The organism is Streptomyces sp. NPDC001549 (assembly GCF_042894025.1).
Lineage (GTDB): Bacteria > Actinomycetota > Actinomycetes > Streptomycetales > Streptomycetaceae > Streptomyces > Streptomyces kutzneri.
In genome coordinates this window covers 1-15,329 of the sequence record NZ_JBIAVJ010000050.1, presented here as the reverse complement: position 1 = coordinate 15,329, position 15,329 = coordinate 1, and the positions used below count along the sequence as shown (strand labels likewise).

The following is a 15,329-nucleotide window of genomic DNA, read 5'->3' as shown; positions in this document are numbered from 1 at the left end:
CGGAACCGGGGCCATGGGTGCAGATCACTCAGAACCGCCTCGAAGCATCCTGCAAAGCTCTAGATGTGGAGTGGGGATTTTCCGGCCTGGAACGATTTTTGCAGGAAGATTTCCGGTTCAAGTATTGATGTGCGGATCTTTTTACGTCTACCTTGTCCGTGTCCACAAGGTGTTCTGAAGGAGGGCTCATGAGTGAGCAGCGCGTACGAGTGGGTGGGCGGAAGCAGGAAGTTCCGGTGAGCAGGGCGGTGGAGCACACCGCCTGGCCCCGGCTGAAGGATGCCGTGGAGCGCATCAGGCCCTGGCAGTCCTCGGACGGCTCAATCAACTTCGCAGCCGACGGCGCTCCGGAGCGTGCCGCGGCCGAAGCCGCAGTGCGTGAGGTGACCGAGGCGGTGCGGGAGCTGTCCCCGCTGTTGCCGCACGACGCCACCTATCACGAGGCGCTGGTCAAGGACCTGCAGCGGTGGGCGGAGGGCGGTTTCGAGGTGCCGGACTTTCTGGACGCGCTGCTCGCGTTCCAGCCGGCGGCCGACCGCCGGGACGGCCTGCAGCACTTGGTCGTCTTCCCGATGTACACGCAGAACGGCAACCCGGACCGCAATCTCGAGGCGGTCGTGCTGCGGATGGTGTGGCCGGAGTGGCTCTCCGAGCTGGAGCGCACCCGCTACGACAACCCGCTGTTCTGCGGCATCGCCTTCGAGGACTTCACCGCCGGGTACGACACCAACTCGGCCGTCCTCTTCCCGGAGACCATCGCCGTGCGCGAGGCCCCCGAGCGCTTCAGCTGGGGCGGCATTTTTTGCGACCGCGAGGCCGCCCGCTTCCGCAAGGTGACCGAGGCCGCCGTGGACATCCTCGGCATCGAGCTGCCCGAGGACATCGCGCGCATGGTCGAGGACCAGGAGCGCTGCGAGAAGGCGTTCGTGCTGTGGGACATGGTCCACGACCGCACGCACAGCCACGGCGACCTGCCGTTCGACCCCTTCATGATCAAGCAGCGCCAGCCGTTCTGGATGTACGGCCTGGAGGAGCTGCGCTGCGACCTCACCGCCTTCAAGGAGGCCGTGAAGCTGGAGTCCGAGGGCAACGAGCACGGCCGTGACGTGCAGTACGCAGTGCTCTTCGACCGGATGTTCCGTTTCCCGGTCTCCGGTGACCGCAACCGCAACTACGATGGTCTGGGCGGTCAGTTGCTCTTCGCGTACCTCCACAAGCACGACGTGATCCGCTGGACCGACAACGAGCTGAGGATTGACTGGGAGCGGGCCCCGCAGGTCACCAACCAGCTCTGCTCCGAGATCGAGGACCTCTACCGGGCCGGCATCGACCGCCCGAAGCTCGTCCACTGGTTCAAGGCGTACGAGCTCGTGTCCACCTACCTCGCCCCCCACCCGGGCTCCAAGTGGGCCAAGGGCCCCGACGCCCTGGATATGACCCAGCCGCCCCGCAAGCTCGTCGATGACGTCCTCACGGACGAGTTTCCGCTCAGCATGCTCTACGAGGCGCTCGCCAAGAAGCTGAGCACAGTGATCGCCGCGACCAAGGGCATCAGGGCGGACCGCTCCGATCGGGTCGCCGCGTGAACGTTGGCCGCGGTGCCGCAGTGGAAACCACGGAGTCACAAGCAGTGGGCAGGACTCAGCGGGAGGCGTCGCTGGAGAACGAGAACGGAGCACTAAGCGGTGCGGTGATCGCGGTTGCCGGGGCCGGCGGGCCGGGCGGCGCTGCTGCGGCGGCGCAACGGTCATCGGCGCGGACAACGACCCGGAGCGGCTGTCGGAGGCCGTGGACGCGGCCCAGTACGCCCGCGGCGGGGCAACCGTCACCGGCGAGATTGTCGACCTGCTGAACCTGGAGGCCACCCGCGACTGGGCGGAGCGTACCGAGAGGGAGTTCGGCCGAATCGACGGCCTGGTCCACCTCGTCGGGGGCTGGTACGGCAGCGAGACGTTCGGCAAGGCCAGCCTGGACGACTGGGACTTCCTGGAGCTGCTGCTCATTCGCACTGTGCAGCACACCTCCATCGCCTTCTCCGAGGCGTTGGAGCGTAGCGACTGCGGCTGGTATCTGCTGGTCAGCGCGGCCGGTGCGGGCAAGCCCACTGCGGGCAACGCCGCGTACGCCGCCAAGGCCGCCGCCGAGGCGTGGACGATGGCCATGGCCGACCACCTCCGCAGGGCTGGGGGCGAGCAGGGGCCCTCGTCAGCGGCCGCGATCTTGCTGGTGAAGGCGCTGGTGCACGACACGATGCGCGCCGAGCGTCCCCACACGAAGTTCACGGGCTTCACCTACGTCAACGACCTCGCCGAGGCAATAGCGACCGTCTGGGACAAGCCCGCCACCGAAATGAACGGAACACGTCTGTGGCTGACCAAGAAGCCGTGAACCAACCGAAGACCGACGCGCGTTGCCATCACGACCCTGGGGTCCGCGGGTTTGCCAGTGACAACTATGCCGGCACCCACCCCGAGGTGCTCGCCGCCCTGGCCCTGGCTAACGACGGGCACCAGGTGGCCTACGGCGAAGACGCCTACACCGACAACCTTCAGCGGATCGTGCGCAAACACTTCAGTGCCCGGGCTGAAGTGTTCCCGGTGTTCAATGGCACCGGCGCCAATGTCGTGGCGCTGCAGGCCGTCACCGACCGTTGGGGCGCCGTGATCTGTGCCGAGACCAGCCACATCAACGTCCATGAGGGCGGGGCACCCGAGCGTATGGGCGGCCTGAAGCTGCTCACCGTGCCGACTGAGGACGGCAAGCTCACCCCCGAGCTGATCGACCGACAGGCATGGGGCTGGGAGGACGAGCACCGGGCGATGCCGCAGGTCGTCTCGATCACCCAGAGCACCGAGCTGGGCACCCTCTACACGCCCGACGAGATCCGCGCGATCTGCGAGCACGCCCACGCCCACGGCATGAAGGTGCACCTGGACGGCGCTCGTATAGCCAACGCAGCCGCCGCCCTGAACGTTCCCCTGCGGACGTTCACCACCGAGGTCGGCGTCGACATCCTCTCCCTCGGCGGAACGAAGAACGGCGCGCTGTTCGGCGAGGCTGTCGTCGTCATCAACAACGACGCGGTGCGCAAGATGAAGCACCTGCGGAAGATGTCGATGCAGCTCGCCTCCAAGATGCGTTTCGTCTCAGTGCAGCTGGAGGCCCTGTTCGCCAAGGACCTGTGGCTGCGCAACGCCAGGCACGCCAATGAGATGGCCCAGCGCCTCGCCGAGGGCGCGCGCTCGGTGCACGGGGTGGAGGTCCTCTACCCGGTGCAGGGCAACGGCGTGTTCGCCCGGCTGCCGCACGACGCAAGCGAGCGGCTGCAGAAGCGCTTCCGTTTCTACTTCTGGGACGAGGCCGACGGCGTGGTGCGCTGGATGTGCTCCTTCGACACCACGGAGGAGGACGTCGACGAGTTCCTGGCCGCGCTCAAGGAGGAGACGGCCTGGTAGCCGAAGGCCGGATGCCTGGACAGGTATCTCGCCGCCATGGCCGCGCACGTTCGCTGCCTCTCCGACGCCATCACAGGCCACAGCACCAAGAGCATGATGTTCAACCGGTGTACCCGCCTTCTCGCAAGCAGGTGGCATGGCTGCAACCCTCCGTTTGTCGTTTCCTCCGTGGCCGCATGAGAACTCGTTGCGGTAGTCATCTCAGAACCGCCCCAAAGTGACCGCACGCTTCCCGCTGCGCTGCTTCCTCGTTCCCCGAACCCCGGAAAGACACATGAACCAGCACCCGATTCTCACCAACTTCGTCGGCGGGCGCTACAGCGCGCCGGCGGATGACACGTTGCCGCTGCTGGATCCCCGCAGCGGAGCCACGATCGGACACACGTCGATCTCCGGCTCGCGGGAGATAAACCAGGCCTTCTCCATAGCAGAGGAGGCATTTCGCACCTTCCGTCGCACCACACCAGCCGAACGGCAGACAGCCCTCCTGCGCCTCGCCGACGCTCTGGAAAGCAGCGCCGAGGCCTTCGCCGAGGCCGAGTGCAGGGAAACGGGAAAATCCCGTCGCCAGATGCTCCAGGACGAGATACCGGAATGCGTCAACCAGCTGCGCTTCTTCGCAGGTGCAGCGCGACTGCTGGAAGGCAGCTCTGCCGGTGAGTACCTGTCCGGCCACAGCTCGCTGATCCGCCGGGAGCCCATCGGCGTCTGCGCGCAGATCACGCCGTGGAACTACCCGCTCATGATGGCCGTATGGAAGATCGCTCCGGCCGTCGCGGCCGGCAACACCACGGTCCTCAAACCCGCTGAGACGACGCCGACGACCACGGTCATGCTGGCCGAGCTGGCTTCCCGGTTCCTGCCCACTGGAGTCGTCAACGTCGTTCTCGGCGACCGACACACCGGCCGGCTTCTCGTCGCGCATCCGGTACCCGAGCTTGTGTCGATCACCGGATCGACCAGGGCAGGCATCGAGGTCGCCCGCTCGGCAGCCAACGGGCTGAAGCAGACCCACCTGGAACTGGGCGGGAACGCCCCTGCTCTTGTCTTCGGCGACGCCGACGTCGAGGCCACGGCAGACGGCATCGCCGCCGCCGCGTTCTACAACGCTGGTCAGGACTGCACCGCCGCCACACGAGTCCTGGCACACGAGAGCATCCACGACGCTCTACTCGACGCGCTCGTCGGGCGAGCCAAGGCCCTGACGACAGGCCCGCACCTGCCGGCGGGCGACGAGCCCGACATCGGCCCGCTGAACAGCGCTGAACAGCTGGACCGCGTCCTGGAGCTCCTGGAGCGCCTTCCCCGCCACGCCACCGTCCACACTGGCGGCACGCGCGAAGGCCAGCGCGGGTACTACCTTGCCCCCACCGTGATCTCGGGCGTGCGACAGCGGGATGAGATCGTGCAGAAGGAGATCTTTGCCCCGGTCCTGACGGTCCAGCGGTTCACCACTGAACAGGAGGCCATTGACCTGGCCAACGATCAGCCCTACGGCCTGGCCGCCTCGGTCTGGAGCACCGATCACGCCCGCATACTGCGCACCACGAGCACGCTTGACTTCGGCGCGATATGGGTCAACACCCACGGACCTCTCACGCCCGAGATGCCGCACGGCGGATTTAAGCAGTCCGGGCACGGCAAGGACCTGTCCACCTACGGACTGGCTGACTACACGCGCATCAAGCACGTCATGAGTGCGGTCGATGCCTCCGCCTGATCGTCAGGCCCCGCGGGCCTACCGGAGTGGGACCGCTGCACGGTCATGGGGGTCGTGAACGTGACCCCCGACTCCTTCTCCGACGGCGGCCGTTGTTTCGACACCACGGCCGCCGTCAAACACGGCCTCGACCTGGTCGCGCGGGGAGCCGACCTGGTCGACGTCGGCGGCGAGTCCACCCGTCCCGGCGCCAGCCGTGTCGAGGAGGAGGAGCGGCGCCGGGTCGTCCCGGTTGTCCGCGACCTTGCTTCCGAGGGCGTCATCGTCTCCGTGGACACGATGCGCGCCTCCGTCGCCGCCGCTGCCGTCGAAGCCGACGCAGTCCTGGTCAATGACGTCAGCGGCGGCCTCGCCGACCCAGCCATGATCTCCACCGTTGCCGCCGCGCAAGTTCCCTTTGTCGTCATGCACTGGCGCGGCCACTTGCAAGGCGGCAATGTCAAGGGCCGCTACGAGGACGTCGTCACCGAGGTCGTCGACGAACTCCACGCACGCGTAGATGCTGCTGTGGCCATCGGCGTTGCCCCCGACCGCGTCATCGTCGACCCCGGACTCGGCTTCTCCAAGGACGCCGACCATGACCTCGCCCTTCTCGCCCACGCCGACCGCCTCCTCGCGCTCAGGCTCCCGCTGTTTACCGCCGCCTCCCGCAAGCGCTTCCTCGGTCGCATCCTTACAAGCCCCGACGGCGCACCCCCGCCGCCTCGTGAACGCGACGCAGCCACGGCCGCCGTCTCCGCTCTCGCGGCAAGCGCCGGCGCATGGCCGTACGCGTCCATGAAGTGAGCGCCACGGTGGACGCGATGCGAGTAGCACGGGCCCTGGAGAAGACGTAACGGCCCGGAGAGGGAGTGGCCGGGGACGCAGAATCGGCGTCCTGGCGTGTGCTCGGCGGTGAGTGCTGGGACCGGGCGGCTTCGGGCCCGCCCGCGCGTTCCGTTTCACGACGGAAGGCACGGGCGAAGCCGTGAGCTGGGGTAGCACTCGCGCCCTCCTCGCCGCATGTTCGGCACGCGGCGATCTGCGGACCGGGAGGTTTATCCGCAGCCGAACCGTGCATGTGCCACGAGGTGCGCATGGGCCCAGCGCTACGGATGCTCGCGGCCTTGAATCGCATATAGCGCTCCGATGCGCCGCCACAGGCCCAATGGGGCAGAGGGCAGTGCAGCCCACAGGGCGACCCCGCGGACGGGCCCCTTCCTGAGCAATATTGATCAGAAACTCAAAGGGTTCTCTTCGATGGTGTAGCGGACGTGGGGACCGTGGATGTAGCCGCGGACGATGTGGGGCTGCCACTCTGGCGGCGGTGAAAGAACCGCCGTTTTCGCTGGCGAGTTGGGCCTGGGTGCGGGCCTTGCTGCTCGCGGGCAGGCTCCGTTTGAGGTCGGCGCTGACGAGTTTGTCGGGGTTAAGCTCGGGCGAGTACGACGGCAGGAAGTGCAGCTCGATCCGGTCGGCGTGATCGGCCAGCCAGTCGCGGACCGTGCGGGACCAGTGGGCTGAGTGCCGGTCCACCACGAGGTGGATCTTGCGGTCGAAGTGGCCGGCGAGGCGCTCGAGGAATCGGCACATCACCCTCGCGTCGAAGCTCTCGATGAACACCATGAAGTGCATGCGGCCCTTCGTGCTGATCGCCGACATCGCGTTCACGGAGATCCGGCTTCCGGTCCGCCGGACGATCGGGGTGCGGCCCCGCTCGCCCCAGGCGCGACCGGAGACCTGGTCGGAGCGGATGCCGACCTGGTCGGCGAACAGGATCTCGCCGCCCTCGACCTTCGCCTTCGCGTGGATCGCCGGCCAGGTCTCCTCCAACCAGGCCCGCACCGCCTGCGGGTCCTGCTCGATCGCCCGCTTGTCTGGCCGTTGGAACGACAGCCCCCATCGCTTGAGGTACTTGCCCACCCCCCCGGCTCGGTCAGCCGCACCCGGTACAACTTCGTGATCAGCACGCCGACCTGGCCACGCGTCCACAGCTGCCCCGCCAGGCCCAGGTCGCAAGGGCGGTGATCGAGTACGGCCCCGGCGAAGGGCTGCCTGCTCGGCCTCGGACAGCACCTGATGCTCACCCACCCGCTTGCCCCGCGGGCGAGCGGTCAGCGCGTCACGCCCGCCGACCTGCCACTTCGCCCACCAGCCGTCCACCGCCTTGAGCGAGACCGCGGCCCTCAAGCGGCTCTACCTCGCCACCCTCGCTCTCGATCCCACCGGCCGTGGCCGCCAGCGCTGGAACAACCGCTGGAAGGCCGCCCTCAACGAATTCGACGTCCTCTTCGACGGCCGCCTTACCGCCAATCAGGTATAGGCCGAACAGTCCAACAATCAACCTGTAGACCAAACAGACGAACCACACCTAATTCGTGATAGACCCGCGCACGCCGAACGAAGTCTTGCCATAGAGCTGCGTCGGACCCCGCCAGGCAATTACCGCGTGTTACCGCCGACGTCGTGGAGTCGCGGCCGATCAAGTCTGGTGCTGTGGATCACCGGTGTGCCTCTTGTGTTGCTGTCGTTGAGGCTGGCCGGCGACCCGCGCAGGTTGATGCGAAACAGGGTCTGGACTATTCATCCAATGTAGACGTACAGTCCAATGCATGAAGGATGTCGAACAGAGCGGAGATCATCGGGTCCGGATGTGGGCGCCGGTGGGCCAGGCCATCGCGTTGCTGCTCGGCCCGTATGCCGAGGTGGTGCTGCACGACCCGGACACCGACCGGATCCTGGCGATCTGGCACCCGATGAGCTCCCGCAGCCCGGGGGATCCCTCGATGTTGGGTGAGCTGGACTCGCTGGACCCGTCGGCGCAGGACGTGTTCGGACCGTACGAGAAGCTGCTTGCGGACGGTAGGCGGCTGTCTTCGGTCAGTGCTGTCCTGCGAGAGCCGGACGGGAAGGCTTCCGCGGTGCTGTGCGTCAATCTCGATCGCACGCCGTTGGAGCAGGCGGCAGCCGTGCTGTCGGCGTTTGGTGCCCCCACAGCATCCCGGCCGGAGCCCCTGTTCGAGGAGGACTGGAGCGAGCACGTCCAGTACATCGTCGGCACATACGTGCGCGAGTGCGGCCGCCCGATCGAGCGGCTGACCCGCGCCGACCGGCTGGCGGTCCTCGCCCGGCTGGACGAAGCCAAGGTCTTCGCCGTACGCCGCGCCACCCCCGTCGTCGCTCGCGCTCTGCAGGTCTCCCGATCCACCCTCTACGGCCTGTTGGCCGAGCTAAGAGCACCCAGCGCAAAGGACTGATGCACCATGACGAGGCTGCCCGATTTCCGCCTGGAGACCTACTTCTCCCGGTGGGAGTTCACCGCCCGCCACCACCTGACCGCCTCCGACGTGCAGACCACGACGCTCGGCGAGCTCCTCACGCTGGCCGACGACGAGGACCGGAACGCCTTCTCGAACCTGTCCCTGGGCTACACCGAGACGTTCGGCGACCCGGCACTACGTGAAGTGATCGCGCAGATGTACGAGCACGCCAGCGCGGACGACATCATCTGCTTCGCCGGCGCGGAGGAAGCCCTCTACCTGGCGATGAACGTCCTGCTCGATGCGGGCGATCATGCGGTGGTGGTGACCCCGAACTACCAGGCCGCCGAGACCGTGCCGCTGGCACTGTGCGAGGTCACCGGGGTAGCCCTCGACCCCGACCGCGACTGGGCCCTGGACCTGGACGAGGTGAAGGCGGCGATACGGCCCAATACGCGGGTCGTTTCGGTGAACTTCCCCAACAATCCCACCGGCAAGGTCATCAGCACAGCCGACTTCACCACGCTGGCCCGGATGTGCGACGAGCGGGGTATCCATCTGTTCAGCGACGAGGTCTACCGCGGCCTGGAACGCGACCAGGCCCGCATCCTGCCGCAGGCCGCCGACCTCTCCGAGCGCGCCTTGTCGTTGAACGTGACCTCCAAGTCGCTGGGGCTGCCCGGGCTCCGGATCGGCTGGATCACCTGTCGCGACCGCGAGCTGCGCTCCCGTCTGGAGCGCGCCAAGCACTACACGACCATCTGCAACTCCGCGCCAAGCGAGGTCCTCGCCCGCATCGCGCTGAAAGCCCGCGCCACGCTCCTGGACCGCAACCGGGCCCTGATCGCGGCCAACCTGCCGGCCTTCGAAGCGTTCTTCGCCGAGTTCGCAGACGCCTTCGAGTGGAAGACGCCGGACGGCGGATGCGTCGCCTATCCCCGCTACCTCGGCGCCGACGGCGTGGAAGAATTCTGCACCCGTCTGGTGGAGGAAGCCGGCGTCCTGCTGCTGCCCGCGAGCATCTACCACTCCGAACTCACCGCGACCCCCGCCGACCGGTTCCGCATCGGCATCGGCCGCCGCAACCCCGAAGAAGGCCTGGCTGCCTTCGCCAAGTGGATGAGGGCTCACCGATGACTCTCCCCGTTTTCGACCTGGCCGCCATCGAAAGGGCCGCCACCTCGCAGCTGGTCCTCGACACCGTCCGAGCCGCGCTGATCGCCCACGCCGAAGGCCGCAGCAGTGTGCCGCCGCCGCTGCACATGGCCTTCCCCGAAGCCGACGGCGACTGCCACGTGAAAGCCGGCTGGATCACCGGCGCCGCCGACTTCACCGTCAAGATCGCAACCGGCTTCTACAGCAACCACGGCCTCGGCATCCCCACCAACCACGGCCTGGTCTGCGTCATCAGCGCCCACACCGGACAGGTACGCGCACTCCTCGACGACCGCGGTCTGCTGACCGCCTGGCGCACCGCGGCAGCGGGCGCGCTGATCACCCACGCCATGGCCCGCCCCGATGCCAGGACACTGGCAGTCTTCGGCACCGGCGAACAAGCCCTCCTCCAGGCCACCTGGCTGGCCGAACTCCGCACCATCAGCACCGTGCTCGTTCACGGCCGCAGCCCGCACAAAGCCAACGCCCTGTGCGAACAGCTCCACGCGCGCGGACTGGACGCCCGGCCTGCGGCGACCCAGGAAGCGGCCGCCGCCGACATGGTCATCACCACGACCCCGGCCACATCCCCCGTCCTCAACGCCACCCACGTGCGCGAAGGCGCACACGTGACGGGCATCGGCACCGACATGCCCCACAAGAACGAGCTCCCACCCGCGCTCTTCCACCGCGCACAGCTCATCGCCACCGACGACCACGCCCAGTGTCTCGACCACGGAGACTTCGCTCACGCCGTCCGCGCCGGAGCCACCGCCCAGGACAGCGACATCGCGGCCGGCCACCTACTCAAAGCGCCCGCCGACCGCCCCGAAACGGCAATCACGGTCGCCGACCTCACCGGAGTAGGCGCGCTCGACGCGGCACTCGCCTCGGCCGTCCTCGACCAGCTCCTGCGGTAACCACCAAAGGCGCACCAGCGAGGCCTCGCTCGCACCTCCCACACAATCGACCGGCAGGCCCTGCCCCTGCCAAGGACGCCAGCACCAACACCGCAGCAGCCCCCACCCCGCAGTCCCACGTCGGTCCGTCACCGGCACACGGGCCAACGCGCTGCCCGGCATCTGGAGCCCGCACCGGCTCGCATCCCCAGCACCGCGCGCCACCTCACCAGGGCGGTTCACCTGCATGGGACATGGACGACGAGGCCATCCACCAAGTACAGCTCGCCGTCTCCGAACACGTCACCAACGCTCTCGAACACGCACTGCCCCGTCGCAGTGGCTGTGCGCTCCCTTGCCGGGACATCATCCAACAGCAGCTGTATCCGAAAGGCGCCACGGCAACTCATGAGTACACCCAAAGGGCTACAGGCGAACGTCCTGGGCACTTTCGACAGCATCGTCATGGCGGTGGCCGGCAGCGCGCCCGCCTACTCCCTGGCGGCGACCACTGCCGTGCTCGTCGGCGCGGTCGGTTTCGCCGCCCCTGCCGCGCTGCTCTACTGTGCGATACCCATGTTCGGCATCGCGTGGGCGTTCAACTACCTGGGTAGGCTCGACATTAACGCCGGCGCCAGTTACTCCTGGGTGGCCCGTGCCCTCCATCCCTCTCTCGGTTTCCTCAGCGGGTGGGCGCTGGTGGTCTCGGCCACGATCTTCATGGTCGCGGGCTCGCTGCCGGCCGGCAGCATGACGCTGTCCCTGTTCGCCCCGGACTTGGCGGAGAACACCGCGCTGGCGACCGTGGTCGGCGCGGCCTGGTTCTTGGTGATGCTCGTCGTCGTGCTTAAGGGAGCGCGGCTGACGGTCCACGCCCAGCTGATCATGTCCGGGATCGAGCTGCTCATTCTGCTGGCCTTCGTCGTGGCGGCCTTGTTCCATGACAATGCGGTTCAGCGCTTCTCCTGGTCCTGGCTGGGCTTCAGCCACTTCGATGGAGTGCAGGGATTCGCAGCCGGAGCGTTGATCGCGGCGTTCTACTTCTGGGGCTGGGACGTCACCAGCAACCTCAGCGAGGAAACTCGCAACAGCCGCAAGACGTCGGGGCTGGCCGGCTTGGTTGGCCTCGCCGTCGTCTTCGTCCTGTTCGAGGTCTTCACGATCTCTGTGAACCTGCTGCTCACTGCCGAGGAGATCGAGATCAACAGCGCCAACGTCTTGGCCCTGCTCGGCGAGCGCGTCTGGCCCGGTTGGGGCGGCAAACTGTTGATCGTCGCCGTCATGCTGTCCACCATCGCCACCCTGGAAACCACCCTCATCCAGGTGACCCGCACCCTCTTCGCGATGGGCCGCGACCGCACCATGCCGGCCGCCCTCGGCGCCTCCCACCGCCGCTACCAGACGCCCTGGGTCGCGCTGGTGGTTGTCGGTGCGGTCGCCCTCGGCCTCTTCGTGGCGTCCAATGCGCTGGGCTCGGTCGGCGACATCATGGAGAGCGCCGTGGCCGCCATCGGACTCCAGATCGCCGTCTACTACGGGTTGGCCGGAGTCGCAGTCGTCGTCGCCTACCGAAAGGTGCTGATGAATACCCCGGCGAACTTCATCTTCGGCGGGTTGTGGCCGCTGACCGGGGCGCTGTTCCTGTTCTGGGTGTTCGCCGAGTCGCTGGGCGCACTCGACTCCACCGCCATCGCGATCGGCATCGGCGGTCTCGCCGTGGGCCTGGTCCCGATGTTCGTCTACCGCCAGAGCACCTACTACCGTCCAGACCGGCTCGACGCCGCAAAGACAGAACAGGTCAAACGAGAGTACGAAGGCATGAAGCCCGTGTCTGCCTCGTCCGCCGACGACACCATAGCCACGGACTTCTGAGGGGCGCAGCCATGACGCCGGGAAGCAAGAAGCCCTTCACTCCCGAATTCGATGCGACGCTCAGGGACCGGGACCTCGCGAAGGCGCGCCAAGACATCGCCATCGGCCGGTGGCAGGGTCTTCCCGAGCTGCTCCACTCCACCGGGCACGACTGGGACCGCCGCACCCACCGGGTGCGCCTGCTCGCCCAGTCCACGGCCGGCACGACCATCGCCGAGGAGTGGTACACCGCTCGGCCGGGTGATCCGGACGCGCTGGTGCTGCGCGCGGATACAGAAGTGCTGCGCTGCTTCAACCTCGCCGTGGCCTCGGGGGACCCTGGCGCCGTCGGCCAGGACCGGCTGGACATGGCCCTACGGACCTGCCTCCGCGCGGCCGACGCACATCCCCACGACCCTATGCCCTGGGTGTCACTCCTCACCATCGCCCGGCTCTACCCAGGCGGGCACCCCCAATTCAACCGCTGGTGGAAGGAACTGCAACTCCGGGACCCGTACAACCGGGAAGCGCACAACCAGGCGCTGCGCCACATGTCCGCTCGCTGGCACGGCACGCACGGGACCATGTACGACTTCGCCCGGGACGTGGTGGACAGCGCTCCGCCGGGCTCGTCACTCGCCGTACTCCTGCAGATCGCGCGGCTGGAGGAGTACCGCTACCGCCTTGAACGTGAGGGTGACATGGCACTCTTCCTGCGTCGGCATTGGAGTACCGACGTAGCACTCGCCGACACCCGCCGCACTTGGGATATATGGCTCGTCGACTGGGACGGCATCTACCGGGCGCAGGACGTCGCCGACTTCAACTACCTGCTGCACGCGACGTGCGCCGGCGGACTGAACAACGAAGCGGCGTTCCTCTTCAAGCTGCTCGCCGGCCAGGCGACCGTGGTGCCCTGGTCCTATTTCGGCGACCCCACGACCGTCATCACGAAGTGGCACCACACTGTCATGCGCTGAACCTGACAATTCCGAGAGCTTCGTCTTCACCATGCGCCCTGGACACTGAGCAACCCCCGTCGCCGTCATGACCTGGCTGGCTGGCCGTCGCCCGGAGCAACCGGCGAATGTCGGGGTGACCCCGCGTGCTCGGCGGCCAGGGAGGGACTATCGCGAATCAGGTGTACATCACTCGGTTGATGCAAAGGGTCCTGGTTGATCTGACTGGCCTACGCTCGTTCGGCCGAGAGTCTGCCGAAGGCGTTCATCGCGTCCTTCCAGCGGCTGGACCAGCGTTGGCGTCCGCGGCCGGTGGGGTCCAGGGCGAGCGCGGTCAGGTAGAGACGTTTGAGGGCAGCGGTCTTGTTGGGGAAGTGCCCGCACGCGTTGGCCGAGCGGCGGTAGCGCGCGTTCAGGGGCTCGATCGCGTTGGTGGTCGAGATGATCTTCCTGATCGGGGGCGGGAAGCCGAGGAAGGGCACCACCTCGCTCCAAAATCGTTCCCATGCCCGCACTGCGGCCGGGTACTTGGCCTGCCATTTCTCGCTGAAGTGGCCAGCTTCTCGAGGGCCTGGGCCTCATCCGCGGCGGTGTAGAAGGGCTTCAGGTCGCGGGCGACGGCGTCCCAGTCGGCGTGGGAGGCGTAACGCAGAGTGGTGCGGATGAGGTGGACGATGCAGGTTTGGACCACGGTGGCGGGGAAGACGGCACTGACCGCCTCGGGCCAGGCCCTTCAACCCGTCACAGACGAGCATCAGTACGTCACGAACGCCGCGGTTTTGCAGCTCGGCCAGCACGGTCTGCCAGAACTTGGGTCAGTGCATGGTTGACGCCGTTCCCCCGCACCTGACTCCGGCCGTATCGGCTCGCGCCTCTGCAGACCCGGACCTCGCCCTTCCCCTGGACCAGGTGCGGACCTTGCTGGCGGTGGTGGACGAGGGAACCTTCGATGCCGCGGCAGCGGTGCTTCATGTGACCCCGTCGGCGGTGAGTCAGCGCGTGAAGGCACTGGAGCACCGTGCCGGGCGGGTGCTGCTGTTGCGGACTAAGCCGGTACGGCCGACGGAGGCCGGGCAGGTGGTGGTGCGGTTCGCGCGGCAACTGGCCTCGTTGGAGCGGGATACGCAATCCGAGCTGGGCATCGGGACCGGACTGGGGCCAGTGCGGTTGCCGATCGCGGTGAACGCAGATTCGCTGGCGACATGGTTCCTGCCAGCCCTGAGTAGGGTGCCGCAGGACCCTCAGGTGGTGTTCGAACTGCACCGGGAGGACCAGTCCCGCACGGCGGCCCTGCTGCGGGAGGGGCACGTGATGGCTGCCGTAACCTCCTCCCCCGATCCAGTGGCCGGCTGCTCGGTGCGGCGGCTAGGCCTTGCCCGGTACCTGGCCGTGGCGCATCCGGACATCGTAGCGGCGTATCTGGAGGGCCCCTTGGAGGACATGCTGCCTGGGGCACCGCTGGTGGGGTTCGACCGCAGCGATGATCTCCAGGACACATACGTCCGGTCCCTGACCGGAGGCCGGAGCGGGGCTGGACCGGTTCGTTGCTACGTGCCCACCCCAGAGGGTTACCGGGATTCGGTGGCGGCCGGGCTGGGGTGGGGCCTGGTGCCCGAGCCTCACGCTCTGCCTCTGCTGGAGGCCGGCACGGTAACCGCGCTGGCCCCTGATCGTCCGCTGGATGTCCCGCTCTACTGGCAGCAGTGGAAACTGTATTCCCCCGCCCTGGCTGCGGTGACTCGCGCGGTTGAGGAGACGGCAGCAGAAGCACTGCGCTCAGCCCCTTGATTGTTTCGCGCCCTGCGTCGGACGGCGTTGCCGTGGATTCGACGGAAATTCACCTGGGCTACAGATGCATCAGAATTCTTAGCTGTACCGTCAGGCGGTTGCTGCGTAGCTTCTTCGCATGAGCCGCACTGCTACCCGACCTGAACCGATCAGGTCCCAGGTTCCCGTGCCGGTCAACGAGCCGGTCCACTCGTACGCCCCGGGCACCCCGGAGCGCACGCGGCTCGAAGCACAGCTCAAGCAGCTGTCCGAGAACCCGATCG

The 15,329-nt window shown here is 67.4% G+C and carries 10 protein-coding genes and 5 pseudogenes; 12 read left to right on the top strand and 3 right to left on the bottom strand.

Annotated elements, in window-relative coordinates; genetic code table 11:
* Positions 1–188 precede the first annotated feature (188 nt).
* The 5 genes and pseudogenes from ACFY04_RS41810 (at position 189) to folP (ending at position 6,011) form a co-directional block, all read left to right on the top strand.
* A complete protein-coding gene (locus ACFY04_RS41810) occupies positions 189–1,586 on the top strand; it encodes a DUF6421 family protein (RefSeq protein ID WP_389126093.1) in 1,398 nt (465 codons plus the stop codon).
* A gap of 71 nt (positions 1,587–1,657) precedes the next feature.
* Positions 1,658–2,388: pseudogene (locus ACFY04_RS41805) on the top strand (SDR family NAD(P)-dependent oxidoreductase).
* Positions 2,385–3,455, top strand: coding sequence for a threonine aldolase family protein (locus ACFY04_RS41800; RefSeq protein WP_389126090.1), 1,071 nt, complete (start codon positions 2,385–2,387; stop codon positions 3,453–3,455). The pseudogene ACFY04_RS41805 and the gene ACFY04_RS41800 overlap by 4 nt, the downstream one beginning before the upstream one ends.
* Positions 3,456–3,729: 274 nt before the next feature.
* The gene (locus tag ACFY04_RS41795; RefSeq protein WP_389126087.1) at positions 3,730–5,175 is read left to right on the top strand and encodes a gamma-aminobutyraldehyde dehydrogenase; all 1,446 of its coding nucleotides are present in this window, start codon (positions 3,730–3,732) and stop codon (positions 5,173–5,175) included.
* A 45-nt stretch (positions 5,176–5,220) separates the two neighbouring features.
* Positions 5,221–6,011: pseudogene (gene folP / locus ACFY04_RS41790) on the top strand (dihydropteroate synthase).
* 556 nt (positions 6,012–6,567) lie between these two features.
* Here the strand turns inward: folP and ACFY04_RS41785 are convergent.
* A pseudogene (locus tag ACFY04_RS41785) lies at positions 6,568–7,317 on the bottom strand (IS630 family transposase); the annotation flags it as partial.
* 4 nt (positions 7,318–7,321) lie between these two features.
* On the opposite strand from ACFY04_RS41785, the gene ACFY04_RS41780 reads away from it, so the two are divergent.
* The 6 genes from ACFY04_RS41780 (at position 7,322) to ACFY04_RS41755 (ending at position 13,299) form a co-directional block, all read left to right on the top strand.
* Entirely contained in the window at positions 7,322–7,477 is a 156-nt protein-coding gene (locus tag ACFY04_RS41780; RefSeq protein ID WP_389126084.1) for a hypothetical protein, read from the top strand.
* Between the two features lie 289 nt (positions 7,478–7,766).
* Positions 7,767–8,411: a transcriptional regulator gene (locus ACFY04_RS41775; RefSeq protein WP_389126081.1), complete on the top strand. Its 645-nt coding sequence runs from the start codon at positions 7,767–7,769 to the stop codon at positions 8,409–8,411.
* A gap of 6 nt (positions 8,412–8,417) precedes the next feature.
* The gene (locus ACFY04_RS41770) at positions 8,418–9,551 is read left to right on the top strand and encodes a pyridoxal phosphate-dependent aminotransferase (protein ID WP_389126078.1); all 1,134 of its coding nucleotides are present in this window, start codon (positions 8,418–8,420) and stop codon (positions 9,549–9,551) included.
* Positions 9,548–10,489, top strand: a complete 942-nt coding sequence (locus ACFY04_RS41765; RefSeq protein WP_389126075.1) for an ornithine cyclodeaminase family protein — start codon at positions 9,548–9,550, stop codon at positions 10,487–10,489. The genes ACFY04_RS41770 and ACFY04_RS41765 overlap by 4 nt, the downstream gene beginning before the upstream one ends.
* Before the next feature lie 387 nt (positions 10,490–10,876).
* Complete coding sequence (locus ACFY04_RS41760) at positions 10,877–12,340, top strand: APC family permease (RefSeq protein WP_389126073.1); 1,464 nt, start codon at positions 10,877–10,879, stop codon at positions 12,338–12,340.
* An 11-nt stretch (positions 12,341–12,351) separates the two neighbouring features.
* Positions 12,352–13,299, top strand: a complete 948-nt coding sequence (locus ACFY04_RS41755; protein WP_389126070.1) for a hypothetical protein — start codon at positions 12,352–12,354, stop codon at positions 13,297–13,299.
* A gap of 209 nt (positions 13,300–13,508) precedes the next feature.
* On the opposite strand, the pseudogene ACFY04_RS41750 reads toward ACFY04_RS41755, so the two are convergent.
* Positions 13,509–13,942, bottom strand: a pseudogene (locus ACFY04_RS41750) (transposase).
* Positions 13,857–14,078: pseudogene (locus tag ACFY04_RS41745) on the bottom strand (transposase); the annotation flags it as partial. The pseudogenes ACFY04_RS41745 and ACFY04_RS41750, both read right to left, overlap by 86 nt.
* 22 nt (positions 14,079–14,100) lie before the next feature.
* On the opposite strand from ACFY04_RS41745, the gene ACFY04_RS41740 reads away from it, so the two are divergent.
* Positions 14,101–15,066, top strand: coding sequence for a LysR family transcriptional regulator ArgP (locus tag ACFY04_RS41740; protein WP_389126068.1), 966 nt, complete (start codon positions 14,101–14,103; stop codon positions 15,064–15,066).
* Positions 15,067–15,329 lie beyond the last annotated feature (263 nt).